The organism is Streptomyces hebeiensis (assembly GCF_052983195.1).
The window spans coordinates 4,425,398-4,451,152 of sequence record NZ_CM129812.1 but is presented as its reverse complement, the minus strand read 5'-3'; the positions used below and the strand labels follow the sequence as shown (position 1 = coordinate 4,451,152).

General features: G+C 72.0%; 20 protein-coding genes and 2 pseudogenes. 12 read left to right on the top strand and 10 right to left on the bottom strand.

What is annotated here, in order from left to right:
* Positions 1 to 73: 73 nt before the first annotated feature.
* Complete coding sequence (locus ACU6P3_RS19195) at positions 74 to 3,187, bottom strand: FAD-binding and (Fe-S)-binding domain-containing protein (protein WP_447193370.1); 3,114 nt, start codon at positions 3,185 to 3,187, stop codon at positions 74 to 76.
* A gap of 231 nt (positions 3,188 to 3,418) precedes the next feature.
* Between ACU6P3_RS19195 and ACU6P3_RS19190 the strand changes: the two genes are divergently transcribed.
* From ACU6P3_RS19190 to ACU6P3_RS19170, 5 genes are all read left to right on the top strand, one after another.
* Entirely contained in the window at positions 3,419 to 5,176 is a 1,758-nt protein-coding gene (locus ACU6P3_RS19190) for a sensor histidine kinase (protein ID WP_447193369.1), read from the top strand.
* On the top strand, positions 5,173 to 5,691 hold the full coding sequence (locus ACU6P3_RS19185; protein WP_447193368.1) for a roadblock/LC7 domain-containing protein: 519 nt from the start codon (positions 5,173 to 5,175) through the stop codon (positions 5,689 to 5,691). The genes ACU6P3_RS19190 and ACU6P3_RS19185 overlap by 4 nt, the downstream gene beginning before the upstream one ends.
* Positions 5,688 to 6,044 carry a DUF742 domain-containing protein gene (locus tag ACU6P3_RS19180; protein ID WP_030750557.1) on the top strand — a complete coding sequence of 119 codons (357 nt, stop codon included), beginning with the start codon at positions 5,688 to 5,690 and terminating at the stop codon, positions 6,042 to 6,044. Before ACU6P3_RS19185 ends, ACU6P3_RS19180 begins: the two co-directional genes overlap by 4 nt.
* Positions 6,025 to 6,699 carry a GTP-binding protein gene (locus ACU6P3_RS19175; RefSeq protein WP_447193367.1) on the top strand — a complete coding sequence of 225 codons (675 nt, stop codon included), beginning with the start codon at positions 6,025 to 6,027 and terminating at the stop codon, positions 6,697 to 6,699. The genes ACU6P3_RS19180 and ACU6P3_RS19175 overlap by 20 nt, the downstream gene beginning before the upstream one ends.
* A 206-nt stretch (positions 6,700 to 6,905) precedes the next feature.
* Positions 6,906 to 8,114 (top strand): cytochrome P450, encoded by a 1,209-nt coding sequence (locus ACU6P3_RS19170; RefSeq protein WP_447197962.1) that lies wholly within the window; start codon positions 6,906 to 6,908, stop codon positions 8,112 to 8,114.
* A gap of 69 nt (positions 8,115 to 8,183) precedes the next feature.
* On the opposite strand, the gene tnpB is transcribed toward ACU6P3_RS19170, so the two are convergent.
* Both tnpB and ACU6P3_RS19160 read right to left on the bottom strand, forming a co-directional pair.
* Entirely contained in the window at positions 8,184 to 9,638 is a 1,455-nt protein-coding gene (gene tnpB, locus ACU6P3_RS19165) for an IS607 family element RNA-guided endonuclease TnpB (protein ID WP_447193366.1), read from the bottom strand.
* Positions 9,635 to 10,210: an IS607 family transposase gene (locus tag ACU6P3_RS19160; protein ID WP_447193365.1), complete on the bottom strand. Its 576-nt coding sequence runs from the start codon at positions 10,208 to 10,210 to the stop codon at positions 9,635 to 9,637. Before ACU6P3_RS19160 ends, tnpB begins: the two co-directional genes overlap by 4 nt.
* 252 nt (positions 10,211 to 10,462) lie before the next feature.
* Here ACU6P3_RS19160 and serC point away from each other — a divergent pair, with 252 nt between their 5' ends.
* Complete coding sequence (gene serC / locus ACU6P3_RS19155) at positions 10,463 to 11,581, top strand: phosphoserine transaminase (RefSeq protein ID WP_447193364.1); 1,119 nt, start codon at positions 10,463 to 10,465, stop codon at positions 11,579 to 11,581.
* 154 nt (positions 11,582 to 11,735) lie between these two features.
* Here the strand turns inward: serC and ACU6P3_RS19150 are convergent, their stop codons facing one another.
* Together ACU6P3_RS19150 and ACU6P3_RS19145 are read right to left on the bottom strand one after the other, a co-directional pair.
* Positions 11,736 to 12,749, bottom strand: a complete 1,014-nt coding sequence (locus ACU6P3_RS19150) for a WD40 repeat domain-containing protein (RefSeq protein ID WP_447193363.1) — start codon at positions 12,747 to 12,749, stop codon at positions 11,736 to 11,738.
* A 76-nt stretch (positions 12,750 to 12,825) separates the two neighbouring features.
* Complete coding sequence (locus ACU6P3_RS19145) at positions 12,826 to 13,542, bottom strand: MarR family winged helix-turn-helix transcriptional regulator (protein WP_447193362.1); 717 nt, start codon at positions 13,540 to 13,542, stop codon at positions 12,826 to 12,828.
* A 43-nt stretch (positions 13,543 to 13,585) separates the two neighbouring features.
* On the opposite strand from ACU6P3_RS19145, the gene pip reads away from it, so the two are divergent.
* Both pip and ACU6P3_RS19135 read left to right on the top strand, forming a co-directional pair.
* Positions 13,586 to 14,647 carry a prolyl aminopeptidase gene (gene pip, locus ACU6P3_RS19140; RefSeq protein ID WP_447193361.1) on the top strand — a complete coding sequence of 354 codons (1,062 nt, stop codon included), beginning with the start codon at positions 13,586 to 13,588 and terminating at the stop codon, positions 14,645 to 14,647.
* A 58-nt stretch (positions 14,648 to 14,705) separates the two neighbouring features.
* Complete coding sequence (locus ACU6P3_RS19135; RefSeq protein WP_447193360.1) at positions 14,706 to 15,704, top strand: aldo/keto reductase; 999 nt, start codon at positions 14,706 to 14,708, stop codon at positions 15,702 to 15,704.
* A 354-nt stretch (positions 15,705 to 16,058) separates the two neighbouring features.
* Here ACU6P3_RS19135 and thpR read toward each other — a convergent pair.
* Positions 16,059 to 16,631, bottom strand: a pseudogene (gene thpR / locus ACU6P3_RS19130) (RNA 2',3'-cyclic phosphodiesterase); the annotation flags it as partial.
* A gap of 136 nt (positions 16,632 to 16,767) precedes the next feature.
* Between thpR and ACU6P3_RS19125 the strand changes: the two are divergent.
* Positions 16,768 to 17,364, top strand: coding sequence for a Uma2 family endonuclease (locus ACU6P3_RS19125; protein ID WP_447193359.1), 597 nt, complete (start codon positions 16,768 to 16,770; stop codon positions 17,362 to 17,364).
* Between the two features lie 101 nt (positions 17,365 to 17,465).
* Here the strand turns inward: ACU6P3_RS19125 and ACU6P3_RS19120 are convergent, their stop codons facing one another.
* The 3 genes from ACU6P3_RS19120 to ACU6P3_RS19110 all read right to left on the bottom strand — a co-directional run bounded on the left by ACU6P3_RS19120 (position 17,466) and on the right by ACU6P3_RS19110 (position 21,264).
* Positions 17,466 to 19,034 carry an MFS transporter gene (locus ACU6P3_RS19120; RefSeq protein WP_447193358.1) on the bottom strand — a complete coding sequence of 523 codons (1,569 nt, stop codon included), beginning with the start codon at positions 19,032 to 19,034 and terminating at the stop codon, positions 17,466 to 17,468.
* A gap of 29 nt (positions 19,035 to 19,063) precedes the next feature.
* The gene (locus ACU6P3_RS19115) at positions 19,064 to 19,510 is read right to left on the bottom strand and encodes a MarR family winged helix-turn-helix transcriptional regulator (RefSeq protein ID WP_030750521.1); all 447 of its coding nucleotides are present in this window, start codon (positions 19,508 to 19,510) and stop codon (positions 19,064 to 19,066) included.
* Positions 19,511 to 19,809: 299 nt separating this feature from the next.
* Entirely contained in the window at positions 19,810 to 21,264 is a 1,455-nt protein-coding gene (locus tag ACU6P3_RS19110; protein ID WP_344279433.1) for an NCS2 family permease, read from the bottom strand.
* Between the two features lie 387 nt (positions 21,265 to 21,651).
* Here ACU6P3_RS19110 and ACU6P3_RS19105 point away from each other — a divergent pair, with 387 nt between their 5' ends.
* On the top strand, positions 21,652 to 21,987 hold the full coding sequence (locus ACU6P3_RS19105; protein ID WP_447193357.1) for a DUF2530 domain-containing protein: 336 nt from the start codon (positions 21,652 to 21,654) through the stop codon (positions 21,985 to 21,987).
* Between the two features lie 173 nt (positions 21,988 to 22,160).
* Positions 22,161 to 24,782 (top strand): HAD-IC family P-type ATPase, encoded by a 2,622-nt coding sequence (locus ACU6P3_RS19100; protein ID WP_447193356.1) that lies wholly within the window; start codon positions 22,161 to 22,163, stop codon positions 24,780 to 24,782.
* A 91-nt stretch (positions 24,783 to 24,873) separates the two neighbouring features.
* Here the strand turns inward: ACU6P3_RS19100 and ACU6P3_RS19095 are convergent, their stop codons facing one another.
* Positions 24,874 to 25,257 (bottom strand): winged helix-turn-helix transcriptional regulator, encoded by a 384-nt coding sequence (locus tag ACU6P3_RS19095; protein ID WP_344279442.1) that lies wholly within the window; start codon positions 25,255 to 25,257, stop codon positions 24,874 to 24,876.
* Between the two features lie 115 nt (positions 25,258 to 25,372).
* Here ACU6P3_RS19095 and ACU6P3_RS19090 point away from each other — a divergent pair.
* Positions 25,373 to 25,618: pseudogene (locus ACU6P3_RS19090) on the top strand (RidA family protein); the annotation flags it as partial.
* Between the last annotated feature and the right edge of the window lie 137 nt (positions 25,619 to 25,755).

The following is a 25,755-nucleotide window of genomic DNA, read 5'->3' as shown; positions in this document are numbered from 1 at the left end:
TTCTCGCGCCGGTCGCGGATCGCCACGCCGGACGGGCCGGGTGCGACGAACGGCGCGTCGTTCGCGCGACCTCTTATTCGGCAGCAGTTCCCAGCCCCTCCTCCCCCGCTCCCGCGTCCTCCCCGAGCGCCTCCGCCAGCACCTCCGCCAGGTGCCGCGCCCGGTGGCCGCCGAGCTGGGCCAGTTGCGTACGGCACGAGAAGCCGTCCGCCAGGAGTTCCGCGTCCGGGGTCGCTGCCCGTGCCGCCCGTACGGACGGCAGGAGCTGATCCTCCGCGCAGGCCACGGAGACGTCCCAATGGCCCTGCTCGAAGCCGAAGTTGCCGGCGAGGCCGCAGCATCCGCCGCTCAGTTCGCCCGTCAGACCCGCCTGTTCGCGCAGGCGGCGGTCCGGCGCGTCGCCGAGGACCGCGTGCTGGTGGCAGTGGGTCTGGCCGGCCACCGGGCGGTCGACGCGCGGGGGCCGCCAGTCGGGAGCGCGCTCCTGGAGGACCTCGGCGAAGGTGCGTACGGATGCGGCGAGGCGGGCCCCGCGGGGGTCGTCGGGGAGCAGTTCGGGAAGGTCGGTGCGCAGCGTGGCGGCGCAGCTCGGTTCCAGGACCACCACAGGGGGGTCGCGGCGGGGCTCGTCGTCCATGAGCGGGGCCAGCTGCCGCAGGGTGCGGCGCATGACCGTACGGGCCCGGTCGAGCTGGCCGGTCGAGACGTACGTCAGCCCGCAGCAGACCCGTCGCCTGCCCGGCGGGGTCAGGACGCCCAGGCCGGCGGCTTCCAGTACGCGCACCGCCGCCTTGCCGACGGACGGGGAGAGGTGCTCGGTGAAGGTGTCCGGCCACAGGACCGCCACCCGGCTCCCCGGATGGATCCGCGTGCCCTGGGCCTTCGACCGCCGCCGCAGCCAGCGCGTGAACGTCTCGGGCGCCAGCTCCGGGATGTCGCGTTCCGGGGCGATGCCGCCGAGCCGTTTGGCCACGGCCGCCGCCGGGCCGAGGCGGGCCGCCGCGTTCAGCGGACGGGCGAACGGCGCGGCCAGGCGCAGCCACTCGGGCAGGCGCCCCATCGAGTGGTGCGCGGCGGGACGGCGGCGGCCCGCGTAGTGGTGGTGCAGGAACTCGGCCTTGTACGTGGCCATGTCGACGCCCACCGGGCAGTCGCTTCGGCAGCCCTTGCAGGACAGGCACAGGTCGAGGGCGTCCCGGACTTCTTCCGAGCGCCAGCCGTCCGTGACGACCTCGCCCGCGAGCATCTCGTGCAGCAGCCGCGCGCGCCCGCGCGTGGAGTGCCGTTCCTCGCCCGTGGCGCGGAAGGAGGGGCACATGACGCCCTCGCCCGTACTCGGCCCGGCGACCCGGCACTTGGCGACGCCCACGCAGCGGCGTACGGCGGCCGTGAAGTCGCCGCCGTCCGGGCCGTCGTGCGGGTAGCCGAAGGCGACGTCGACGCGTTCGCGCGGCAGCACGGCGAAGCGCAGGTCCGTGTCCAGGGGGGCGGGGCGGGCGAGGACGCCGGGGTTCATGCCGCCGCGCGGGTCCCACAGGTCCTTGAACCGGCCGAAGAGGCCGACCAGTTCGTCCCCGTACATCCTCGGCAGCAGTTCGGCGCGCGCCATTCCGTCGCCGTGCTCCCCGGAGAGGGAGCCGCCGTGCGCGACGACGAGGTCCGCGATCTCCTCCGAGAAGCGCCGGAAGCGCCGTACGCCGTCCTCGCCGAGCAGGTCGAAGTCGATACGGACGTGGACGCAGCCGTCGCCGAAATGCCCGTAGGGCGTGCCGCGCAGCCCGTGGGCGCGCAGCAGGCCGCGGAAGTCGCGCAGGTACGCGCCGAGCCGGGCGGGCGGCACCGCGCAGTCCTCCCAGCCCGGCCATGCCTCCGAGCCGTCCGGCATCCGGGTCGCGGTGCCGGAGGCGTCCTCCCGGACCCGCCACAGCGCCCGCTGCCCGGCCGGGTCGTCCACCACCCGCGCGTCGAGCGCGTCGGCCGCGCGCAGGATCGTGCCGGCGGCGGCGCGGGCCTCGTCGGGGTGTGCGCCGCCGGTCTCCACGAACAGCCAGGCGCCGCCGCGCGGCAGGTCGCGCCCGGCCCGTACGAGGTCCTCGGCCATGCCCTCGACGGTGAGCGGGCCGTACGGCAGGAGCCCGGCGGCGGCCTCGGCGGCGGCGCTCTCGTCGGGGTAGCCGAGGACGGCGAGGGCGCGGGCGGGCGGGGAGTCGACGAGCCGTACGGTCGCCTCGGTCAGCACGCCGAGCGTGCCCTCGCTGCCGCAGAAGGCGCGGGCGACGTCGGCGCCGGCCTCGGGGAGCAGCGCGTCCAGGGCGTAGCCGGAGATCCGGCGCGGCAGGCCGGGCGGGAACGCGGTGCGCAGCGGGGCCAGGTTGCCGACGATCAGTTCGCGCGCCCCGGCGGGGGCGCCGGCCCAGTCCTGGCCGAGGCGGCGCGCGTCGCCGCCGTAGGTGGTGACGGCGAGACCGTGGACGTTGTCGGCGGTGGTGCCCCAGGCGACCGAGTGGGAGCCGCACGAGTTGTTGCCGATCATTCCGCCGAGGGTGCACCGGCTGTGGGTGGAGGGGTCGGGGCCGAAGGTGAGCCCGTGCGGGCGGACGGCGGCGCGCAGGTCGTCCAGGATCAGGCCGGGCTGGACGACGGCCGTGCGCGCCTCGGGGTCGACGGAGACGAGGGCGCGCATGTGGCGGGTGAAGTCGAGGACGACGCCGAGGCCGGTGGCCTGCCCGGCGATGGAGGTCCCGGCGCCGCGCGGCACGACGGGGACCCCGCGCTCGCGGCAGACGCGGAGGGTGGCGGCGACGTCCTCGGCGTCGCGCGGGGCGACGACGCCGACCGGGACCCGCCGGTAGTTGGAGGCGTCCATCGTGGTCAGCGCGCGGGCCGCGGCCGTGAAGTCGACGTCGCCGCGCACGGCCGCGGCCAGCTCGCGCGCGAGGTCGGTGGTCGTACGGGCGGTGGCGGGCGGAGGGCCGCCGGCCGTGCCGGGAGGTGCGGCACGGGTGTCCTGGGGAGTGGCACGGGTGGCGGGAGGTGTGGCACGCGTGTCCTGAGAGGGGGCGGCGTCCCGGCCGGCGGACTCGGCGCCCGCGCTCGCGGGCCCGGCGGCCCTGCCCGGGGACTCCGCGTCCGTGGCCGGTTTTGGCGTTGCCTCGCGTCCGTCTCGCTGATCTCGCTGCTCAGCCATGAGTCCAGGATGCCCCTGTTTCGCGCCTGCACCGCACCGATAGATGCACATTCGCCCGGTTCAACGCGCCTGAAGCACAGAAGAAATGCGTCAGCAAGCCTCCCAAACTGATCGCCAATTCTCTTATAGTGGCGACCGTTTGAGCATTATTCAACAGCGCCCCGTCCCGCCGTCGATTCCCGCCGATATGTTCCCCATATCTGTTTCCGTCCCGTTTACGAGGTAGCCGACTTGCGCCCCTCACTCCGGTCAACCGCGCCGGCTCTGCTGATCTCGGCCGTCGCCGGCGGCCTCCTGTGCCTGTGGGCGGTGTCCGCCGCCCCCTCTTCGGTCCGGACACCGCTGGCCTGGGGCGCCGGCGCCGCGGCCGTGGCCCTGACCGCCGCGGTCACGGCCGCCGCCCACGCCCACGAGACGGCGAGACGGCTGCGTGAGCACAACGCCGCGCTCGCGCGCCGGGCCGATCAGCTCGCCGCCGACGTGCGGCGCGGTGACGAGAACCTGCGCCGTACGGTCGCGGAGTCCCGCCGTGCCGCCGACGAGGCCGCGCGCAGCGAGGCCGGCCGGGCCACCGCCGTCGCGGCCTGCGCCAACGCCGCCGGCCGGATGCAGGCGCTCGCCACGAGCATGCTCGCCGACCTGCGCGAGATGGAGCACCGGCACACGTCCGAGGACGTCCTCGAGGATCTGCTGCACCTCGACCACCGGACCGCCCAGGCGGGCCGCCTCGCCGACTCCATCGCCGTGCTGACCGGCGCGCGCTCCGGCCGCCGCTGGGGGAAGCCCATCGTCATGGAGTCCATCCTGCGCGGCGCCATGGGCCGGATCGGCGGCTACCAGCGCGTGCGGCTCCACTCCACCAGTGAGGTCGCGGTGGCCGGCCACGCGGCCGAGGGTGTCATGCACGCGCTCGCCGAACTCCTCGACAACGCGGCCAACTTCTCGCCGCCGACCGCCGAGGTGCATGTGTACGTGGAGGAGGTCCCGGCGGGCATCGTCATCACCGTCGAGGACAGCGGCCTGGTGATGAGCGACGTGCAGCTGCGCCGCGCGGAGCGGGCCGTCACGACGGACCGCACGGACCTCAGCGGGCTGTCCGGCACCCGGCTGGGTCTCGCGGTGGTGGGCCGGCTGGCCCGCAAGCACGGGCTGACCGTCTCATTCCGGCCGTCCGCGCGGGGCGGTACGGGCGCGCTGATGCTGATCCCGCAGGAGCTGATCACGCAGCTGCGCGGCGCCGCGCCGGGCAAGGCGCTCGTCCTGCCCACGTCTCCGGCCGAGTCCGCCGTCGGGCGGGCCGCCGGCGCCGGTTCCGTACCGGGCACGGCGTCGGCCGTCTCGCGCGCCGCCACGCCGGCGCGGCCGTACGGACCCGTCGTCGGGCGCGGCGGCGGGCGCGGCTCCCGGCTCATCGGCGGCTCGTCCCGTGTGCCCGAGCGCGCCCGGGCGAGCGCGGACCTCGACGGCGGCCTGGGCGCGGCCTTCGGTACGGGCACGGGGACGGGGACGACGGGTACGGCGACCGGTACGGACACGGCCCCCGGCACACGTACGGAATCGGCCCCCGGGGCCCGAGCGCACACCGACGCCGACGCCGACGCCCGTACGGGCAGCGATGCCGGTACGCCCACGGACACCGGTCCCGGAGCCGACGGCGGCACACGAGCCGACAGCGGCACCGCCACCCCTGGTGGCTCTGGTGGATCCGGCAGTACCGACAGCGACACGGAATCGGTCGAGTTGGGTGAGAGCGGCCTCCCCAAGCGCCGCAGGGGCCGTACTCTCGCCGCGGCGCTGCGCCGCGAGAACGGCTCCGCCACCCGTCCCCGGGGTTCGGCCGGGGGCGCCGGCGGAAACGGCGACCGCGCCCCGGCGCCCGCGGTGAGCCCCGCCACCCAGGGAGCGCGGTTCAGCAGCTTCCGCAGGGCCGTACGAGGCACCTCGGACCAATCGGCCAACCCCACGCACCCGGAAGGCGAACCCCGATGACCGGCACCGGCACCACGACCACGACCACCGCCACGGTCGACGACAAGCTCAACTGGCTGCTGGAGAGTCTGCTCCAGCGCACGCCCGGCGCGCGCCACGCGCTGGTCCTCTCCCGGGACGGCCTGAAGCTCTGCCGCACGCCCGAACTCTCCGTCGACCAGGCCGACCAGCTCGCCGCCATCGCGGCCGGCATCCAGAGCCTGGCGCACGGCGCGTCCGTCGAGTTCGGCAACGGTGAAGGCGGCGTGCGGTCCGCGATGACCGAGTTCTACGGTGGCCTGCTGCTGATCGTGGAGGCCGGTGACGGCGCCCATCTGGCCCTCGTCGCCGACGAGGACTCCGACGTCGGCCTGGTCGGCCACAACATGAGCGAGCTGGTCGAACAGCTCGGCGAACACCTGGTCGCACCGCCGCGTCGGGACTCGGCCGGGCACGCCGGGAGCGACGGACTCGACGGGCGGAGCGGGCCGGGCGGGCGAAGCGGACGCGGCGGAAAAGGCGGCGTACGGCTATGAGCCGGCCGGGCCGGGACGACTCCCCTGACCGCCTGTACACCCTCACCCAGGGGCGCAGCCGGTCCGACACGGACACCTTCGACCTGGTGACGCTGGTGGTCGCGGAGAGCGATCCGTCCCCGGGCATGCAGTCGGAGCACGCGGCGATCCTGCGGATGTGCCGGAGCCCGACGGCCGTCGTGGAGATCGCCGCCGAACTCGGTCTGCCCGGCAGCATCGTAAGGATCATGCTTGCCGATCTGCTGGACACCGGCCGGATCAGCGCACGTCATCCCCGTACCGAGCGGGCGGCCGACCGCCTGCCCGATCCCGACATCCTGGAGCAGGTGCTCGTTGGACTCCGCAACCTCTGAGCGGGCCGCCGTCCCGTCCACAGCCCGGCCGTCACTGGCCAGTACCGCCGACAACGGCTTGAAGATCGTCATCGTCGGCGGCTTCGGCGTCGGCAAGACCACCATGGTCCGGTCCGTCAGCGAAATCCGTCCCCTGAACACCGAGGAGACGATGACCCGCGCGGGCGAGGGCATCGACGAGCTCGCGGATCTCGACGGGCTCCGCCGGAAGACCTCGACCACGGTCGCGTTCGACTTCGGCCGGATCTCACTCGACGCGCGGTCGGTGCTCTATCTCTTCGGCGCGCCCGGGCAGGAACGCTTCTGGTTCCTCTGGGACCGGCTCTTCTCCGGCACCCTCGGTGCCGTCGTGCTGGTCGACACCAGACGCCTGGCCGACTCCTGGTACGCCATCGACCGCCTGGAACACCACGGCACACCCTTCATCGTGGCCTGCAACGACTTCGGCGGGCCGGTCCACACCGAGGAGCAGATACGCGAGGCGCTGGACATCTCGCCCGACGTGCCGCTGGTGGAGTGCGACGCCCGGGACCGGTCGTCCAGCAAATACGTACTGATCACACTGGTCGAGTACCTCCACGGCCTGTCCGCGCGCAGGCTGGCGGAGGCGACCGGGGCCGCCGCTCCGGAGACCGCGGTGGAGGCCGGCTCGTGAGCACGTCCCCCGCCCCCGGCCCGGAACCGGATCCCGCCGCCGCGGGGCCGACGGACGCCCTCGACGGGCCCGTCACCGGGCCCGGAGACCCGGTCGGCACAGCGGACGCGGTCGACACAGCGGACGCGGTCGACACAACAGGAGCGGCGAGCGCGACGGGGGCGGCGGGCCCGCCGCCCGGCTGCCCGGCCCACCAGGGCCCCGCCGTGGTCCGCCTGGGCGACCCCGTCTTCCAGACGGACCCGACACGGGCGTACCGCGAGATGCGGCGCGACCACGGCCCCGTAGTCCCCATCGTCCTCGAAGGCGGCGTTCCGGCCTGGCTGGTCATCGGCTACCGCGAGCTGCACCAGCTGCTGGCCGACCCGGTCCTCTTCAGCCGGGACTCCGACCTGTGGAACCAGTGGGACCGCATCCCCGCCGACTGGCCCCTGCGGCCGTCGATCGGCCGGAAGCAGCCCTCCATCCTGTACACGGTCGGCGAGCGGCACCGTGTGCGGTCCGCGATGCTCAGCGACGCGCTGGAGGAGGTCGACCCGTTCGCCCTGCGCCGGTACGCCGAGCTGTACGCGGACGAGCTCGTCGACCGCTTCTGCACCGAGGGTCGTGCCGACATCGTCCACCGGTACGCGGCGCTCCTGCCGGTCCGTGTCCTCGCGAAGGTCTTCGGCTTCGCGGACGAGCTGGGGCCGGGCCTGGTCACCGCGCTCAACGACATGATGGACGGCGGCGCGCGGGCGCTGGCCGGCCAGCGGCACCTCGCCACCTCGATGTGGGAGCTGCTCGCCGGGAAGAGGGCCGCCCCCGGTGACGACGTCGCCTCGCTGCTGCTGGAGAACACGCACGGCTTCACGGACGAGGAGATCGCCGAGGACCTGATGGTGCTGGTCACCGCGGGCCACCAGCCGACCGCCGACTGGATCGGCAACTCGCTGCGGCTGATGCTCACGGACGAGCGCTTCGCGGTGTCCCTGGCGGGTGGCCGGCACAGCGTCGCGGAGGCCATGAACGAGGCGCTCTGGGAGGACACCCCGTCCCAGAACATCGCCGGACGCTGGGCCACCCGGGACACCTCGATCGGCGACCGCCTCATCAAGGCCGGCGACATGCTGGTCCTCGGCTTCGCCGGGGCGAACTTCGACCCCCAGGTCCGTACCGACGGCTCCACCCTCACCGGTGGCAACAACGCCTTCTTCTCCTTCGGCCACGGCGAACACCGCTGCCCCTTCCCGGCCCAGGAGACGGCCGAGGTCATCGCCCGCACCGCCATCGAAGTACTGCTGGACCGGCTGCCCGACCTCGACCTCGCGGTCCCGGAGTCGGCCCTCACCTGGCGTCCGTCGCCCTTCATGCGGGGACTGACATCGCTGCCCGTGACCTTCGCCCCCGCCCCGGTCTACGGAGACTCGCGATGACCTGCCCGTTGCTGAGACCGTAGTCAGGTCTCAGTAATCCGGACGTTTCCGCCCGGAAGGTCCGTCTCGTCACCAGAGCGTGAGGGCTTCGGCTTGAGTACGGTCTCTCGCTTCCGTCTGCCGCTGGTGCGGCAGGGTTGCACCACCTGCCCGCCCCGCCTCCGCCTTGCGGCGGGGGCGGGTGGTGCGGGTCTTCTGGTCGGCTCCACGAGGCTTCGACACCGCTTGGGTGTCCTGGTCTCCGGCCACTCCGGTACCAGTTGTTGCGGCTGCCGCGAGCGCAGCGAGGTTGAGTGCGGCGTTGTCGTCCCGGTCGATGACCAGGCCGCAGGCGTCGCACTGGTAGGTCCTCACGTGCAGCGGCAGTTTGGCTTTCACCGCGCCGCACCCGGAACAGGTCTTCGAGGAGGGGTACCAGCGGTCCGCCGCGATGGTGCGGGTGGCGTGGCGCTGGCGGGTCTTGTAGGTGAGCTGGCGGCGGATCTCCCCGAAGCCGGCGTCGGCGATCCTTCGCGCGAGACGCCGGTTGCGGAGCATCCCGGCGACGTTGAGGTCTTCGACCACGACCGTGCCGTACTCGGCCGCCACGGCGGTGGTGAGCTTGTGCAGAGCGTCCGCGCGGAGGTTGGCCACCCGGTGATGCACCTTGTTGCGGGCGGCGTTGGCCTTCTCCCACCGCTTCGACGGCTTCTGCCCGGTCCGCCGGTCGGGGCCCTGGCGTCGGGAGACGACGCGGGAGGCGCGGCGCAGCTGCTTGCGTGCACGGTCGTAGTGCCCGGGATTCGCGATGGTGCGGATCTCGCCGGTGCTGTCGGCCATGACCGCGAGGGTCTTCACCCCCAGGTCGATGCCGACCGCCACGTCCGCCCGCGCCACGCGTTCGAGGTCTTGCCTGGCCTCGGCCTGGAACGAGACGAACCAGCGTCCGTGCTCGTGCCGCACGGTCGCGGACAGGATCCGGGCCGTCCCGGCCTGAACGCGGGCGAGGAGCTTCACCGTGGGCTCGTGGGTGCGGATCGTGCCCAGCCGGGGCAGGGTGACGTGACGGCCGTCAGCGTCCACGCGGATCACGCCGGTGGTGAACCGGCAGGCAAGGCGCGCCTTGCGCTTCGACTTGAACCGCGGCGCACCCATCCGCTTGCCGCGCCGCTTGCCGTTCTTGGACTTCGCGTAGTTGTCGAACGCGGCCGACGCGTTCGCCAGGCCTGTGGAGTACGCCTCCTTGGAGTTCTCCTCCCACCAGGCGGCGAACCCCGGATCGGTTTGCTTGGCCTCGTTGAATGCCTTCCGCAGCGCGGGCAGCGACCACGGCCGCCACTGCGTCAGCCCGGCCTCGCCGATGCCGTAGGACTCCTCCGCGCGGCGCTGCCACCAGGAGGCGGTCACCCAGCCGACGGCCCAGTTGTAGGCGGCACGCGCCGCGCCGCAGTGCGAGCGCAGAGCATGCTGCTGGGTGGCGTTCGGGTCCAGTGCGAAGCGATACGCCTGCACCACGAACCCGGGCCGCGGCTGGAACTTCTTCACTCGGCGGCCTCGCCGGTCGCCACGGCCACCGCGCGGGCGGCCCGGTTCTCCGCCGCCCGCCGCCCGTACAGGCGGGCGCACATGGAGGTGAGCACCTCGGTGATGTCGCGTACCAGGTCATCGGCCGTCTCGGTGGGGTCGAGGACGACCAGGCGCCGCCCGGATGCCGACAGCGCGGCTTCCAGGTGCTCGACGCCGAACCGGGCCAACCGGTCGCGGTGCTCGACCACGATCACCGCCGACTGCGGGTCGGACAGCAGCCGGTGCAGCTTGCGGCGCCGCCCGTTCAACCCGGATCCCACCTCGGTGACGACCTCAGCGACGGCCAGGCCCAGCCCGTTCGCGCCAGACACGACCCGGGCGGCCTGCCGCTCAAGACCGGCTTTCTGGTCAACGGACGACACACGGCAGTACGCCACCACACGCCCGGACGACTGGACGGCGACCTCGTCGACCAACCACGTCCCGGACGGCGCCTGGCGAACGGAGACGGGCATCTTCCCGTCCTTCACCCACCGCCAGGCGGTCTGGTAGCTCACGCCCTGCTGACGGGCCCACTCCGAAAGCTTCACGAGACCAAGATACGTAAGACACACGACTAGGAATGACTATGAATGACTAGAAAATCTGTAGCAGCTTTCACCCCCATGCGTAGCAGGAGTGTGTCCCGCCCGGCACAGGGGCGCCGGCCGCACAGGTACGCGGCGCACAGGGACACGACACACGAATGCCCGATGCGCGGCATTCGCCCCTCGTTCTCACCTGATGTCTCACCGACCGGACGAGCTACCGGCCGACAGCCGCGAGGCACTAGGCTCCGGCCCGTGGCCGATATCGAGATTCCCGCTGACATCAAGCCCGCCGACGGCCGTTTCGGCGCAGGCCCCTCCAAGGTGCGGACCGAGGCGGTGAAGGCGCTGGCCGCGACCGGCACCTCGCTCCTGGGCACCTCGCACCGCCAGGCTCCGGTGAAGAACCTGGTCGGCGAGGTGCGCGAGGGGGCACGGAGCCTCTTCGCGCTGCCCGAGGGATACGAGGTGATCCTGGGCAACGGCGGCTCCACGGCCTTCTGGGACGTGGCGACCCACGGCCTGATCGAGAACAAGTCGCAGCACCTCTCCTTCGGTGAGTTCTCCTCCAAGTTCGCCAAGGCCGCGAAGCTCGCCCCGTGGCTCGCCGAGCCGACCGTCATCTCCGCCGACCCGGGCTCGCACCCCGACCCGGCCGCCGAGGCGGGTGTCGACGTCTACGCCTTCACCCACAACGAGACCTCCACCGGTGTCGCGGCGCCGATCAAGCGGGTCGAGGGAGCCGACGAGGGCGCGCTCGTCCTGGTCGACGCCACCTCCGGCGCGGGCGGCCTCCCGGTCGACATCGCCGAGACGGACGTCTACTACTTCGCCCCGCAGAAGTCCTTCGCCTCCGACGGCGGCCTGTGGATCGGGATCTTCTCGCCGGCCGCCCTGGAGCGCGCGGCGCGCGTCCACGGCTCCGGTCGGCACGTGCCCGAGTTCTTCTCGCTGCCGACGGCGATCGACAACTCGCGCAAGAACCAGACCTACAACACCCCCGCCCTGGCCACGCTCTTCCTGCTCAACGAGCAGCTGAAGTGGATCAACTCGCAGGGCGGCCTGGACTGGTCGGTGCGGCGGACCGCCACCTCCTCCAAGGCGCTGTACGGCTGGGCAGAGGCTTCCAAGTACGCGTCTCCCTTCGTGGTGGACCCGTCGAAGCGCTCGCAGGTCATCGGAACGATCGACTTCGCGGACGAGATCGACGCGGCCGCCGTCGCGAAGGCGCTGCGCGCCAACGGAATCGTCGACACCGAGCCGTACCGCAAGCTGGGCCGCAACCAGCTCCGGGTCGCGATGTTCCCCGCCGTCGACCCGTCGGACGTCGAAGCGCTGACGGCCTGCGTCGACTACGTCATCGAGCGCCTCTGACCGTCGGCCGCCGCCCGTCGGCCTCTCCCGCGGCACCGGTCCTGGTCCGACCTCGGTCGGACCAGGACCGGCCCCGGCCTGCCGAGGAGCGGGCCCGGCCACCCGCCGAGGACCGGGCCCCGTCCCGGCGAGGCGCGCCGCCCGTAGGCGCCCGTCAGCTCTTGCGCCGCAGCCGCTTGCCGCCGAAGTAGAGGACCGCCACCCCGGCCAGGACGAGCGCGCCGACCGTGGCGCTTCCCTGCCCGGCCCCGTCGCCCGACGCCCCGTCACCGTCCGACGACGCCCCGGACGAGGAACCCCCGCCGGTGCCTTCGCCCCCGCCCTTCCCCTTGTCCAGATCCACGCGCACCACCCCGCTGTTGGCGCCTTCCGAGCCGAACATCAGCGCACTGCCGTCCGCCGTGTACGTGATTGACTCCGCCTGCCCCTGGATCGGCGCCTTCACCCGGCGGTCCGCGCCCAGCCGGCCGTTCTTCCAGTCGTACGCCCGGGCGCTGAAGTACGAGCGCAGCACCAGCTCCGTGCCGTCCGGCGAGAACGCGCCGTCCGTCACCCACGGCACCTCGCCGACGCGCCGGAAGACGTTCGCCCCGGACGCCGTCAGCCGCTCCGGCCCCTCGTACAGTCCACCGCCGTCCTCGTTCTTCGACGCGATGTAGACCCGCCCGGTCTTCGGATCGACCATCATCGCCTCGGCGTCGCGCGCCCCGTCCGCGTACCGCACCGTGAACTGCGTGGCGCGCACGGTCAGATCGCCCAGCCGGTCCGGCTCGGGAAAGCGGTAGATCCAGACGTGGTCCCAGCTGCCGTTCAGGTTGTCGCCGATGTCCCCGACGTACAGATTCCCGTCGGGCCCGAGGGAGATGGCCTCCACGTCACGCGGTTCGCCGACGCCGCTCATCGTGACGGTCGCGACCGTCTCCCCGGTCCTGGAGTCCACGGCGTAGATGTACGGTCCGTCGTCGCTGTCGTTGTGTGTCCAGTACACGCCGGGATGTTCACGGCTGGCCGCCAGCCCGCTGGACTCCGTTATCCGCGAGTCCTTGATCGTGAAGCTCTGGTCGGGCTTGCCGTCGTCGGCCACGGCGGTGGTGGCGAGGACCGGCACCGAGGCGGTCAGCGTCACGGCGAGGAGCCCGGCCGAGAGGTGATACGGAAGCGAACGCATGCGCCCAGCCTGCCATCCGCCGGGACCGCTCACCGCCGCGCCGTCGTCAGGCCCGCCCTCCAGGCCGTACTCGTGCTCACCTCTCCGGAAACCGCCCTCCGCAGCGTACACAGACCGTGGGCGACGGCTCGTCGGCCACCGCGTCGCACGCCGGGCACACCAAGGCCAGCAGGCAGGGCGGCTCACCGCCCTCGTACGACGTCCCGGCGACCGTCACCGGCCGCGCACCAGGAACCACGACGGAGCCGCCGAGGGCCGCCACCCCCTGGTCGGCGATCCGCTGCCGCATCGGCCGGCGGTCCAGGGCCACCAGCGCCTCGGCCACCAGCCGGCTCAACGAGTACGGCAGCTCCGTCTCGAAGGCCGCCATCGCGGCGGCCGTCGCCGTCCATTCGGCGTCCAGCGCCGGGAGCAGACCTTCCGCCTTCTCCGTGAGCCGGACCATCCGATGGCGCGCGTCCTCGCCGGCCTCGAGCACCACCAGCCCGTCCTTGGCCATCCGGGCGACGGTCTGGCTGGCCGCCGAGTGGGTCACGCCCGTCGCCCGTGCCAACTCCTGGATCGAACAGGGCCGCCCCGCCCCGGCCAGTTCCCGGACGAGCGGGGTGTAACGCGGCCGGAAGCCGTCGAGCCCCAAGTCGCCGTACACGGCCGTGACATCGGATTCGAGACGGTCGAGGAGATGACGCAGCCGGGTACCGAGCAGTTCGGGCCCCGGTCCGGCGCCCGGCCCGGACTCCTGCTCGGGAACCGGCCCGGGAACCGGCTCGGACGCCGGTGGCAGCGAGTGCATAAATACAATGTAACAGCGCTGTTACATCTGTAGGGTCAGCGGTATGCCAGAGCACCCGACACCGTCGACGCCCCCGCCGCCCGTCCTGTACCCGCCCGTCGAGCCGTACGAGCAGGGCCTGCTCGACGTCGGTGACGGCAACCACATCCACTGGGAGGTCTGCGGCAATCCGCACGGCAAGCCCGCGCTCGTCGTCCACGGCGGCCCCGGTTCCGGCCGCGGCCCGCGCTCCCGCCGCTTCTTCGACCCGGAGCGCTACCGCGTCGTCCTCTTCGACCAGCGCAACTGCGGACGCAGCACCCCGCACGCGAGCGACCCGGCCACCGACCTGCGCCACAACACCACCGACCGGCTCATCGGCGACATGGAGCGGCTGCGCACGCACCTCGGGATCGACCGCTGGCTGCTGTTCGGCGGCTCCTGGGGTTCGACGCTGATCCTCGCGTACGCCGAGACCCACCCGGAGCGCGTCTCGGAGATCGTGATCTCGAGTGTCACCACCACCCGGCGCTCGGAGATCGACTGGCTCTACCTCGGCGCGGGCCGCCTCTTCCCCGAGCAGTGGGAACGGTTCCGCGCCGGCGTCCCCGAGCCGGCCCGCGGCGCCGTGGCGAGCAGCCCGTACGACACGAGCGCCCCCGGCGCGCCGGGCGGCGGCCTGCCGGCCGCGTACGCCCGCCTGACGGAGAGCCCGGACCCGGCGGTACGCGAACGGGCCACCGCGGACTGGTGCGCCTGGGAGGACGCCGTCCTGTCCCAGGAGCCCGACGGCTCGCCCACCCCGTTCAGCGAGCGGCTGCCGGCCGACCGGCTGGCCCTGGTGCGGATCTGCGCGCACTACTTCTCGCACGGCGCCTGGCTGGAGGAGGGCGCGCTGCTGCGCGACGCGGGGCGGCTGGCGGGGATACCGGGCGTCCTGATCCACGGCAGGTTCGACCTGGGCGGCCCGCTCGGCACCGCCTGGGAACTGGCGCGCGCCTGGCCGGAGGCGCGCCTCGTGGTGATCGAGGACGCGGGGCACAAGGGCAGCGACACCGAACGGCGCGAAGTGCGCGCGGCGCTCGACGCGTTCGCGGACCGGCCGATCGGAGGACCGGTTTGCTGAGCACCACGACGCACACGTGCTTGCTTCGAGCGCACTCCAACGCGTTGGCTAAGGGACCATGAAGTACACGCAGCTCGGACGCACCGGACTCAAGGTCAGCCGACTCGTCCTCGGGACGATGAACTTCGGCCCGCTCACCAACGAGGCCGACAGTCACACCATCATGGACGCCGCGCTCGACGCGGGCATCAATGTCTTCGACACCGCGAATGTGTACGGGTGGGGCGAGAACAAGGGCCGTACGGAAGAGATCCTCGGCACCTGGTTCGCCCAGGGCGGCGACCGCCGTGACAAGGTCGTCCTCGCCACCAAGGTCTACGGCAACATGGCGGCGACCGAGACGGCGTGGCCGAACCACGACAGGCTCTCGGCCCTCAACATCCGCCGCGCGGTCGAAGCCAGCCTCAAGCGGCTCCAGACCGACCACATCGACCTGTACCAGTTCCACCACATCGACCGCGCCACCCCCGTCGAGGAGATCTGGCAGGCCGTCGACACCCTGATCCAGCAGGGCAAGATCCTCTACGCGGGCTCCTCCAACTTCCCCGGCTGGAAGATCGCCCAGACCAACGAGACGGCACGCCGCCTCGGCTCGTACGGCCTGGTCAGCGAGCAGTGCCTGTACAACCTGGTGGAGCGCCGCGCCGAGATGGAGGTCATCCCGGCCGCGCAGGAGTACGGCCTCGGGGTGATCCCCTGGTCGCCGCTCGGTGGCGGGCTGCTGGGCGGCGCGATCCGCAAGGAGCGCGAGGGCGCCGGCTCGCCGCGCACGAGCGGCGGCCGGGCCGGTGACGCGCTGGCCAATCCGTCCCTCCGGGCCCAGATCCAGTCGTACGAGGACCTGCTCGACAAGCACGGCGTCGACCCGGGCGAGGCTGCGCTGGCCTGGCTGCTGACCCGGCCCGGTGTGACGGGCCCGATCGTCGGCCCGCGTACGGCGGACCAGCTGGACTCCGCCCTGCGCGCCGTCGATCTGGAACTGTCGGCGGAGGTCCTGTCCGAGCTGGACGAGATCTTCCCGGGCCCGGGCCCGGCGCCGGAGGCCTTCGCCTGGTAGCGGTCGTACGCGCCGGGGCGGCCGGTTCGATGGGTCGCCGAGCGGTCAACGGCCACCGCCACCGGTCCGCGGTCGGTGAACGGCCGATCGCCGACCCACCGGCGGCCGACCGGCGACCGTCATCGGCCTCTGATCGACCGCTAACCGCCGACCGCGGACGCCACGGCGACGATCACGAACATCAGCACGAGCACACCGGCCATGATCCGGTTACGGGTTTTGGGATCCACGCTTCGAGACTAACGGTCCCGGGCGGCGGCCCCGGAGCCCGGGTTCCCCGTCCGGCCCCCGGCCCGGGCCGTCCGCACGGGATCCGGCCCGGGCCTCCGTACGGGGATCCGCGTGACCTTCCGTACCCGCCCGGCCGAGCGGACAGCGCAGCAGCGTCTCGTAACGCGGCCGGTCCCCGCGCACCCCGCTGACGGGCAGGTTGCTGCGTACGAGGTCCAGCTCGGCCACCTGCCACGGCGAGCCCTCGAACCCGCTCAGCGCCTCCAGGTACGGGCGCAGGTCGGTGGCGGGGGCCCGGCGGACCCGGGCGAGGGTGAGGTGCGGACGGTAGTGGCGGTGCTCGCCCATCGGCACCCCTGTCCGGCGCGCGGCGGCGTCGGCACGGTCCGCGAGCCGCCCGAGCCGGTCGGTCCCGCCGGCGGCACCGGCCCACAGGGCGCGGTCGCCGAAGTGCCCGCCGCCGTGCAGACGCAGGGAGAACGGCTCCGTACGCGACGCCGCCCGACCCAGCCGCTCCGACAGCTCGGGCAGCAGCCGCTCCTCGACCTCGCCCATGAAGGCGAGCGTGAAGTGCCACCCCTCCCGCCCGGTCCACCGCAGCTCTCCGGCCCCGGGCAGCCCCTTCAGCCGCGCGACGGCCATGTCCAGCTCCGCGACGGCCGCGGCGGGCGGCAGGACGGCGGCGAAGAGTCTCATGCCTCCGAGTCTCGCAGCCGCCTCGGACATCCGCCCCGGACAGCCGGTGGCGGTCCTGTCGCGTGCACGCCGCGTAACCCGGACGCCGTGCGTATCGTTGTACCGCATCCCCGCGGTGGCGGGGAGGAGCGCCAGGATGACCGCCGTCTTAGAGACCGACAGGATCGCCATGGCCGACGAGACCAATGAGCCGATTCTGGACGAAATGTTCGAATCGCTGGAGAACATGCCCGTCCCCGAGGGTTACAAGGTCGAGATCGTCGGGGGAGCTGTCTACATGTCGCCACAACGGGACACCCACTGGGAAATCATCCGCCGCATCGTGCGAGCGGTTGAAGACCGTTTCGGCATGGATGTGAAAGTGAAGTCCGACGTTCGGTTCGACTTCCCGGGGCATCTGAACGGCTTCTGTCCCGATGTCGTCAAGCTTGCGGACAACGCCTCACAAGACTCCCGAGGCCGGTGGCACTTCACCGATGTGGAGTTCGTCGCCGAAGTGATTTCGAAGGACACGGCCGCCAACGACTACGGCCCGAAGAAGGCCACCTACGCCGCGGCCGGTGTCCCGGTGTACGTCATCGCCGACCCCTACACCGGCCGGTGCCATGTCTATACCGAGCCCAAGGGCGACGAGTACAGCACGGAACTGACCGTGGCGTTCGGCACGGACATCGACCTCACCGGCACCTCTGTCGGCCTGACCCTCAGGACCGGCGAGTTTCCCCGCGACTGACGACGGCTGCCCCGCGCGTCACGCTCCGGTGGCCCCGACCGTCCCACGCCGGTCGGGGCCACCGTCACGTCACGTCGCCGCCCGTGGTCGGCTCATGGCCGTCACGCCGCCGTCGCGAGTTGCTCGCGCGGTACGAAACGCATGTGCGGGCGGCCTCCGCGCAGGTCGAACCGTACGCGGACGCCCACCACCCGGGTCAGGATCAGGCCGATCCCCGCCGCCGCGACCAGGGAGACCACGCCGCCCGTGGCAAAGGCGACGCGGGCGCCGTAGGTGTCGCTGACCCAGCCGAGGAGCGGGCCGCCGAGGGGGGTGCCGCCGACGAAGACCATCATGAACAGGCTCATCACCCGGCCCCGCATCTCCGGGTCCGAGGCCATCTGCACGCTGGTGTTCGCGCTGATGTTGGTGGTCAGCGCGAGCACTCCGATGGGCAGGAGCAGCAGCGAGAACAGCCAGAGGGACGGCGAGAACGCCGCCGCGATCTCCAGGAGTCCGAAGCCCATCGCCGCCAGGATGAGCAGGCGCACCCGGCTGGAGCGGCGCCGCGCGGCCAGCAGGGCGCCGGTGAGGGATCCGGCCGCCATGAGGATGTTGAAGAAGGCGTACATTCCGGCATCGCCGTGGAAGACCTCGTTGGCGAAGGCCGTCAGCCAGATCGGGAAGTTGAAGCCGAAGGTGCCGATGAAGCCGATGAGAACGATCGGCCAGATCAGCTCGGGCCTGCCGCGCACATAACGCAGACCCTCCCGCAGCTGCCCCTTCCCCCGCCGTATTCGCACGGACTCGTGCAGCTCGTGGGTGCGCATCAGGAGCAGCCCGACGAGTGGGGCCAGGAAGGACAGGCCGTTCAGCATGAACGCCCAGCCGCTGCCCACCGAGGTGATGAGCACACCGGCCACGGCGGGGCCGATGAGCCGGGCGGACTGGAAGTTCGCCGAGTTGAGGCTGACCGCGTTGCGCAGCTGGTCGGGGCCGACCATCTCGGAGACGAAGGACTGCCGGGCCGGGTTGTCGACGACCGTCACCATGCCCAGCAGGAAGGCGATCAGGTACACGTGCCAGACCTGGACGCTGCCGGAGAGGGTCAGGACGGCGAGGGCCAGGCCGCACAGGCCGAGCGCGGCCTGGGTGATCAGGAGGATGCGGCGCTTGGGGTAGCGGTCGGCTATGACGCCGCCGTACAGGCCGAAGAGCAGCATCGGCAGGAACTGGAGAGCCGTCGTGATACCGACGGCGGCCGCCGAGCCGGTGAGGCTGAGGACCAGCCAGTCCTGGGTGACACGGGACATCCAGGTGCCGATGTTCGAGACGACGGCTCCCGTCGCGAACAGGCGGTAGTTACGGATCCTCAGCGACGAGAAGGTCCCGCCACCGGTCGTGGACGGGCGCTTGGGGCTCTTGGGGCGCTTGGGGCTCTTGGGGCTCTTGGGGCTCTTGGACCTGGTCTCGGACCTGGTCTCGGGCTTGGTCCTGCGGGGAGTTACCGCGGTGCCGCCGCCACTGGTGACGCCGGTCTCTTCGGCCGTGCGGGACGCCGGAGTGGGGGTCGGGGCCGGGCCCTCGGGTATCGCCGCTGTGGCGGCTGTCCCGGGGTCGCTCTCCGCGGTCGTGCTGTCGTGGGTGGATGTCGGTGCGGGGGCGGAGTCTGCTCCGGATCCCGTACTCAAAGTGGGTTCGCCTCCTTTAAGCGCGCGGACTACAGGTGGGCGAGCTTCTCCAGAACGGGGGCGGCTGCGCGCAGCTTCGCCCACTCGTCATCGTCCAGGCCCTCGGCAAGGGACGCCAGCCAGGCGTTGCGCTTGCGGCGGCTCTCCTCGAGCATCGCCTCGGCTCGTTCGGTCTGGCTGACCACCTTCTGCCGACGGTCGTCGGGATGCGGCTCCAGCCTGACGAGCCCCTTCGCCTCCAGCAGCGCCACGATGCGGGTCATCGACGGCGGCTGTACGTGCTCCCTGCGGGCCAGCTCGCCGGGAGTGGCCGAGCCGCAGCGGGCCAGGGTGCCCAGGACCGACATCTCGGTGGGGCTCAGCGACTCGTCTACGCGCTGGTGCTTCAGTCGCCGGCCCAGCCGCATGACGGCGGAGCGGAGTGCGTTCACGGCGGAGTCGTTCTCGTCGTCTTCACCGTGGGACAGGTCAGGCATGTTCGTTAGCATAACTCATTACCCAACCTAAATACCAGTCGCGGGCGGCCCGCTTCCCCGGCGGCCGACGGCCCGCTCCCGGAGCGGCTTCCCCCGCCTTCTCCCGCCGCTCGCGCTCCCCCGCGACGTACCGGAAATCCCGTCACGCGAATCACCCGTAGGAGTGAGGAGACTCCCCTCGGGGCCATGGGAAAGAGAAAAGGAGCCGAGGCCGGCGCCCACGCGCCCGGCCTCGGCTCCCCCGCGTCGGTCGGGCCCGCCACGCCGGTCGGACCCGCCGCGTCGGACCCGCCGCGCCGCTACGTCAGGCCGAGGGCCGGCATCGCGTAGTAGAAGACGAAGACCGCGGACACCGCGTACATCGCGGGCGGAACCTCGCGCCCGCGCCCGGCTGCCAGCCGCAGCACGCTGAAGCTGATGAAGCCGATGCCGATGCCGTTGGTGATCGAGTACGTGAACGGCATCATGACCATCGCCAGGAACGCCGGGACCGCGATGGTGAAGTCGCTCCAGTCGATCTCCCGTACGGAACCGGCCAGGATCAGGAAGCCGACCGCGAGCAGCGCCGGGGTGGCCGCCTGGGACGGGACCATCGTCGCCAGCGGCGTGAGGAACAGCGCCAGCGAGAACAGCGCGCCCGTCACCACGGACGCCAGGCCCGTTCTGGCGCCCTCGCCGACGCCGGCCGTGGACTCCACGAAGCAGGTGTTGGCCGAGGCCGACCCCGCGCCGCCCGCCGCGACCGCTATGCCGTCGACGAACAGGACCCTGTTGATCCCCGGCAAATTACCCCGCTCGTCCATCAGCTTGGCCTCGTCGCCGACGCCGAGGATCGTGCCCATCGCGTCGAAGAAGCACGACAGCAGCACGGTGAAGACGAAGAGCACCCCCGTCAGGACCCCGACCTTCTCGAACCCGCCGAAGGGGCTCAGGTGGAGGAACAGCCCGAAGTCGGGGGCGGAGACCGGGTTGCCCGGCCACTTCGGTGTGGTCAGGCCCCAGCTCGGCACCTTCGCGACCGCGTCGATGACCATCGCCACGATCGTCATCGCGACGATCGAGATCAGGATCGCGCCCGGCACCTTGCGGACGATCAGCGCGAGGGTGAGCAACGAGCCGAGGACGAACACGAGGATCGGCCAGCCGTTCAGATGACCGCCCAGACCGAGCTGGAGCGGCACGGTGGTCTGCGCGACATCGGGGATCCGGGAGACGAACCCGGAGTCGACGAGGCCGATCAGCATGATGAAGAGGCCGATACCGATCGCGATGCCCTTGCGCAGCCCGCCCGGCACGGCACTCATCACGCGCTCGCGCAGCCCGGTCGCCACCAGCAGCATCACCACGATCCCGGCCAGGAAGACCATGCCCATGGCGTCCGGCCAGCTCATCCGGGGAGCCAGCTGGAGGGCCACGATCGTGTTCACCCCGAGCCCGGCGGCCAGGGCGATCGGCACATTGCCGATGACACCCATCAGCAGCGTGGAGAAGGCGGCGGTGAGCACGGTCGCGGTGACCAGTTGACCGTTGTCGAGCTGGTGACCGTACATGTCCTTCGCGCTTCCGAGGATGATCGGGTTCAGCACGATGATGTACGCCATCGCAAAGAAGGTGGCGAATCCGCCGCGCACCTCACGGGCGAACGTGGAGCCTCGCTCCGAGATCTTGAAGAAGCGGTCCAGGGCGCCGTACGGCTGCCCGGGAGTCGGCTGCGGGGCGTCGGGACCGACCGGAGCGGTGGCCGAGGGTGGCATGCGGGACCTCAGTCGTGATGCGGGGACATGGGGATGCCGGCGGGGGGCGGGTGTCGTCTTGTGATGCACTGCGCGACGCGTGACCGCGCGCGGTCGTGACCCGGCTGTCATGACCGCGCCGTCATGACCGCGCTGTCACGACTGTGCTGTCACCTGCCGGGCGACTGCAAGACTCGATCAGACTTCGATGCCCATCCGAGTCCGTCCCGGGTCCATCCGGTCCATCCGATGTCCATTGGATATTCAGACGAACAAAACCGGTCAGCAAGAAACCGTTTCAGTATGAACACATAGGACAAAGATCGCTATCTCCGCGCGTAGACCCATGCGGCGACCGGCCCGCCCACCGTCCTCCGGCGCGTATCGCCCCCCACATAGACTGCTGCCATGACCGGTTCACTGATGTCACCCCCGCGGCACGAGGCGCCCGAGCCTCTGGAAGGTCCGGTCGTCGGCACCGTCACGGGCGGCACGATCATCTGGTTCGTCCTCTTCCTGGTACAGCTGCCGTTCTACGGCTGGTACAGCGAGCACGGTCACGCCTGGTGGATCTGGACCTGCCTGGCCGGTGGCGGGCTCGGGCTCATCGGCGTCTGGTACGTACGGGGCCGGGACGCGGCGATCAAGCGTGCGTCGACGGCCGCGGCGGAGAAGGCGGAGGCGGGCCGCCACGCCGAGGAGTCCGTCAACGGCGCCAACAACGACGACCCGGCGAAGAGCTGAACCGCCGTCCCCGACCCGCGCAGCGCCGCCGCCGTCCGGGACCGCATAGAGCCGCCGCCGGCCCCGACCGCGTAGTGCCACAGGACGATCCTTCCCGTATCCGCTCGTACCCAGGTCTGATCTTCGGGCCGCTCGGCGGGTGAACCCCCGGCCCCGGCCGTACCGTCGAAACCATGACGCAGCGGGCGAAGACCGACGGTGACGGTCCGGAGCCGTACGGTTCTGGGCCGCACGGCCGTGGCTCGCACGGCGGACCCGGCGGCGCCACCGGCCCCGGCGACGCCACCGATCCCGCCGGCCCCGTCCCCCCGCCCGGGCCGTCCGGACCGGCCCGTCGCGGCCCCCTCATCGACGCCGGCGCCGAGCTCGACCCCGTACACCCGGTCGAACTCCCGCCGCCCGCCGGCCGGCCCGCCGGGCTGACCGCCGGGCTGACCGCCGCAGAGGTGGCCGAGCGGGTCGCGCGCGGGGAGGTCAACGACGTTCCCGTACGCAGCAGCCGGTCGGCCCGTGAGATCGCCCGCGCCAACGTCTTCACCCGCTTCAACGCGATCATCGGTGTGCTCTGGGTGATCACGTTCTTCGTCGCGCCCTTCCAGGACACCCTCTTCGGCTTCGTCATCATCGCGAACACCGGAATCGGCATCGTCCAGGAGCTGCGCGCCAAGAAGACGCTCGACTCCCTCGCGGTGATCGGCGAGGCGAGACCGGTCGTGCGGCGGGACGGTGCCGCCACCGCGGTCCCCACCTCCGGCATCGTCCTGGGGGACCTCATCGAGCTGGGCCCCGGCGACAAGGTGGTGGTCGACGGCGAGCTGGTGGAGGCCGACGGCATCGAGGTGGACGAGTCGCTGCTGACCGGCGAGGCGGACCCGGTGGTCAAGCGGCCGGGCGATCCGGTGATGTCGGGCAGTTTCGTGGTCGTGGGCAGCGGCTCGTTCCGGGCCACGAAGGTCGGGCGCGACGCGTACGCCGCGCAGCTCGCCGAGGAGGCGTCGCGCTTCACGCTGGTGGGCTCCGAGCTGCGGGGCGGCATCAGCACGATCCTCAAGTACGTGACCTGGATGATGGTCCCGACGGCGCTCGGGCTCATCGTCAGCCAGCTCGTCGTCAAGCAGACCGACGTCAAGAGCTCGATCGCCAGGACCATCGGCGGCATCGTCCCGATGGTCCCCGAGGGGCTGGTGCTGCTGACGTCCGTGGCGTTCGCCATCGGCGTCATCCGGCTCGGCGGCAAGCAGTGCCTCGTGCAGGAGCTGCCCGCCATCGAAGGGCTCGCGCGCGTCGACGTCGTCTGTCTCGACAAGACGGGCACGCTCACCGAGGCCGGCATGGACGTCCGGGAGCTGCGCCCGCTGGGCGGCGCGGACGAGACGTACGTACGCGGGGTCCTCGGCGCGATCGGAGCGTCGGACCCGCGTCCCAACGCCAGCCTCCAGGCCGTCCTCGACGCGTACGGAGACGACCGCGCGCGCTGGCCGGTGGCGGCCACGCTGCCCTTCTCCTCCGCGCGGAAGTACAGCGGCGCGGCCTTCGAGGAGGCCGAGGGCGCGCCGCCCACGCGCTGGCTGCTGGGCGCGCCGGACGTACTGCTGCCGGACGGCGACCCGGTCCTGCGGGAACTGGACGAGCTGAACGCCCAGGGCCTGCGCGTCCTGCTGCTCGCGGCCGCCGCCGGGGACCCGGCGGCGGCCGGGGTGGCGGCAAGGGACCTGGCCGCGCCCGGGGTGGCGGCGGGTGCGCGGCCGACGGCCCTGGTCGTCCTGGAGCAGCGGCTGCGCCCCGACGCCTCCGACACCCTCGCGTACTTCGACCGGCAACAGGTCGCCGCCAAGGTCATCTCCGGCGACAACCCGGTCTCGGTGGGCGCTGTCTCCGCCAAGCTCGGCCTCCCCGGCGCCGAGCGCACGGTCGACGCCCGGCGCCTGCCCGCCGGGCGGGAGGAGCTGGGCGAGGCCATCGAGGCGGGCACGGTCTTCGGCCGGGTCACGCCGCGGCAGAAGCGCGACATGGTCGGCATACTGCAGTCACGCGGGCACACGGTCGCCATGACCGGGGACGGGGTCAATGACGTCCTGGCGCTCAAGGACGCGGACATCGGGGTGGCGATGGGCTCGGGTTCGGAGGCGACCCGGGCGGTGGCGCAGATCGTGCTGCTGAACAACAGCTTCGCGACGCTGCCCTCGGTGGTGGCGGAGGGCCGCCGGGTGATCGGCAACATCACGCGCGTGGCGACGCTGTTCCTGACGAAGACCGTCTACTCGGTCCTGCTGGCGATCCTGGTGGCGTGCTTCCAGGTGGAGTACCCGTTCCTGCCCCGGCACCTGACGCTGCTGTCGACGCTGACGATCGGCATCCCCGCGTTCTTCCTGGCGCTGGCCCCGAACAAGGAACGCGCGCAGCCGCATTTCGTGCGCCGGGTGATGCGTTACGCGGTGCCCGCGGGGATCATCGCGGGCACCGCGACCTTCGTCACCTATCTGCTGGCGCGCTCCCACTACAGCGGTCCTGACGCGCTCGACGCGGAGACCAGCGTGGCGACGCTCACCCTGTTCCTGGTCTCGATGTGGGTCCTGGCGATCGTGGCCCGGCCGTACACCTGGTGGCGGGTCGGGCTGGTGGCCGCGATGGGCGTGGCGTTCCTGGTGGTGCTGGGTGTGCCGGCGCTCCAGCACTTCTTCGCGCTCAAGCTGGTCGGGACGACGATGCCCTGGGCGGCGGTGGCGATCGCGGTGGTGGCCTCGGCGGGGCTGGAGTACGTCTGGCGGTGGGTGGGGCGGAGGGCGCCGGCGTAGGCGGTCAGGCGGACGAGCCGCCGGAGAGGCGGACCGACGGGCAGCCGGAGAGGCGGACCGACGGCGCGGCCGTCAGGTGCCGGAGCGGCCGTCAGGTGCCGGAGCGGCGGCGTGCTTCCTCGATGTGACCGAGGTACTGGTGGGTCCAGCCGCACATGGCGTCGACCGTGGCGCGCAGGCCCCGGCCCGGCTCGGTGAGGGTGTACTCGACCCGCGGCGGCACGGTGGGGTGCACCGTCCGGTCGACCAGGCCGTTGTGCTCCAGCATGCGCAGGTTCTGGGTGAGCATCTTGTGGCTGATGCCCTCGACCTCGTTCCGCAGCTCGCTGAAGCGCAGGGTGCGCTCCCCGAGCGCCTCGATGATCAGGAACGCCCACTTGTTGGCGACGTCCGAGAAGATCTCCCGCGCCAGGGAGTCCGCGCGCCTCAGGTCCGCGTCCTCGGGCAGGCCCTTGAGCAGTTGTTTGGTCACCATAAGGTTCCTCAGCCACCGAAAAGTGCGTTCTTCCAGGTCAACCATCACTCTCCTACAGTTTCCGAGTAACCACAAGAGAGCACGAGAGCGACACAGAAGGGCGAGCACCGTTGGCCGGCTGGAGCGGACCCACGCCAATACGGACCAGGTCCTGGACCACTACGGCGCCGCCCGGAACCAGGTCGTCTCGCAGACCCTGTACGGAGTGAACCTGCCGCGGAACGCCGCGGCGACGGCGACGGGCAACCTGGCCCACTTCGGCGACCACCGCCCGGCCGGCACGGTCGTCGGCGTCACCGAACCGACCTTCCCCGGCCAGGTCATCGAGATCAGCCTCGTCGTCGACATGAAGCTGCCCGCCCGGACGGAAGAACCCGGAGGGGCCGTGCGGCGCGGGGCGCCGGAGACGGAGCCCGTCGATGTGCTGCTGGGGATCCTGGCGCTGGACCGGTCGTTGACCGTCGCGGGGCGTGAGCTGCCCGAAAAGCTGACGGGAGC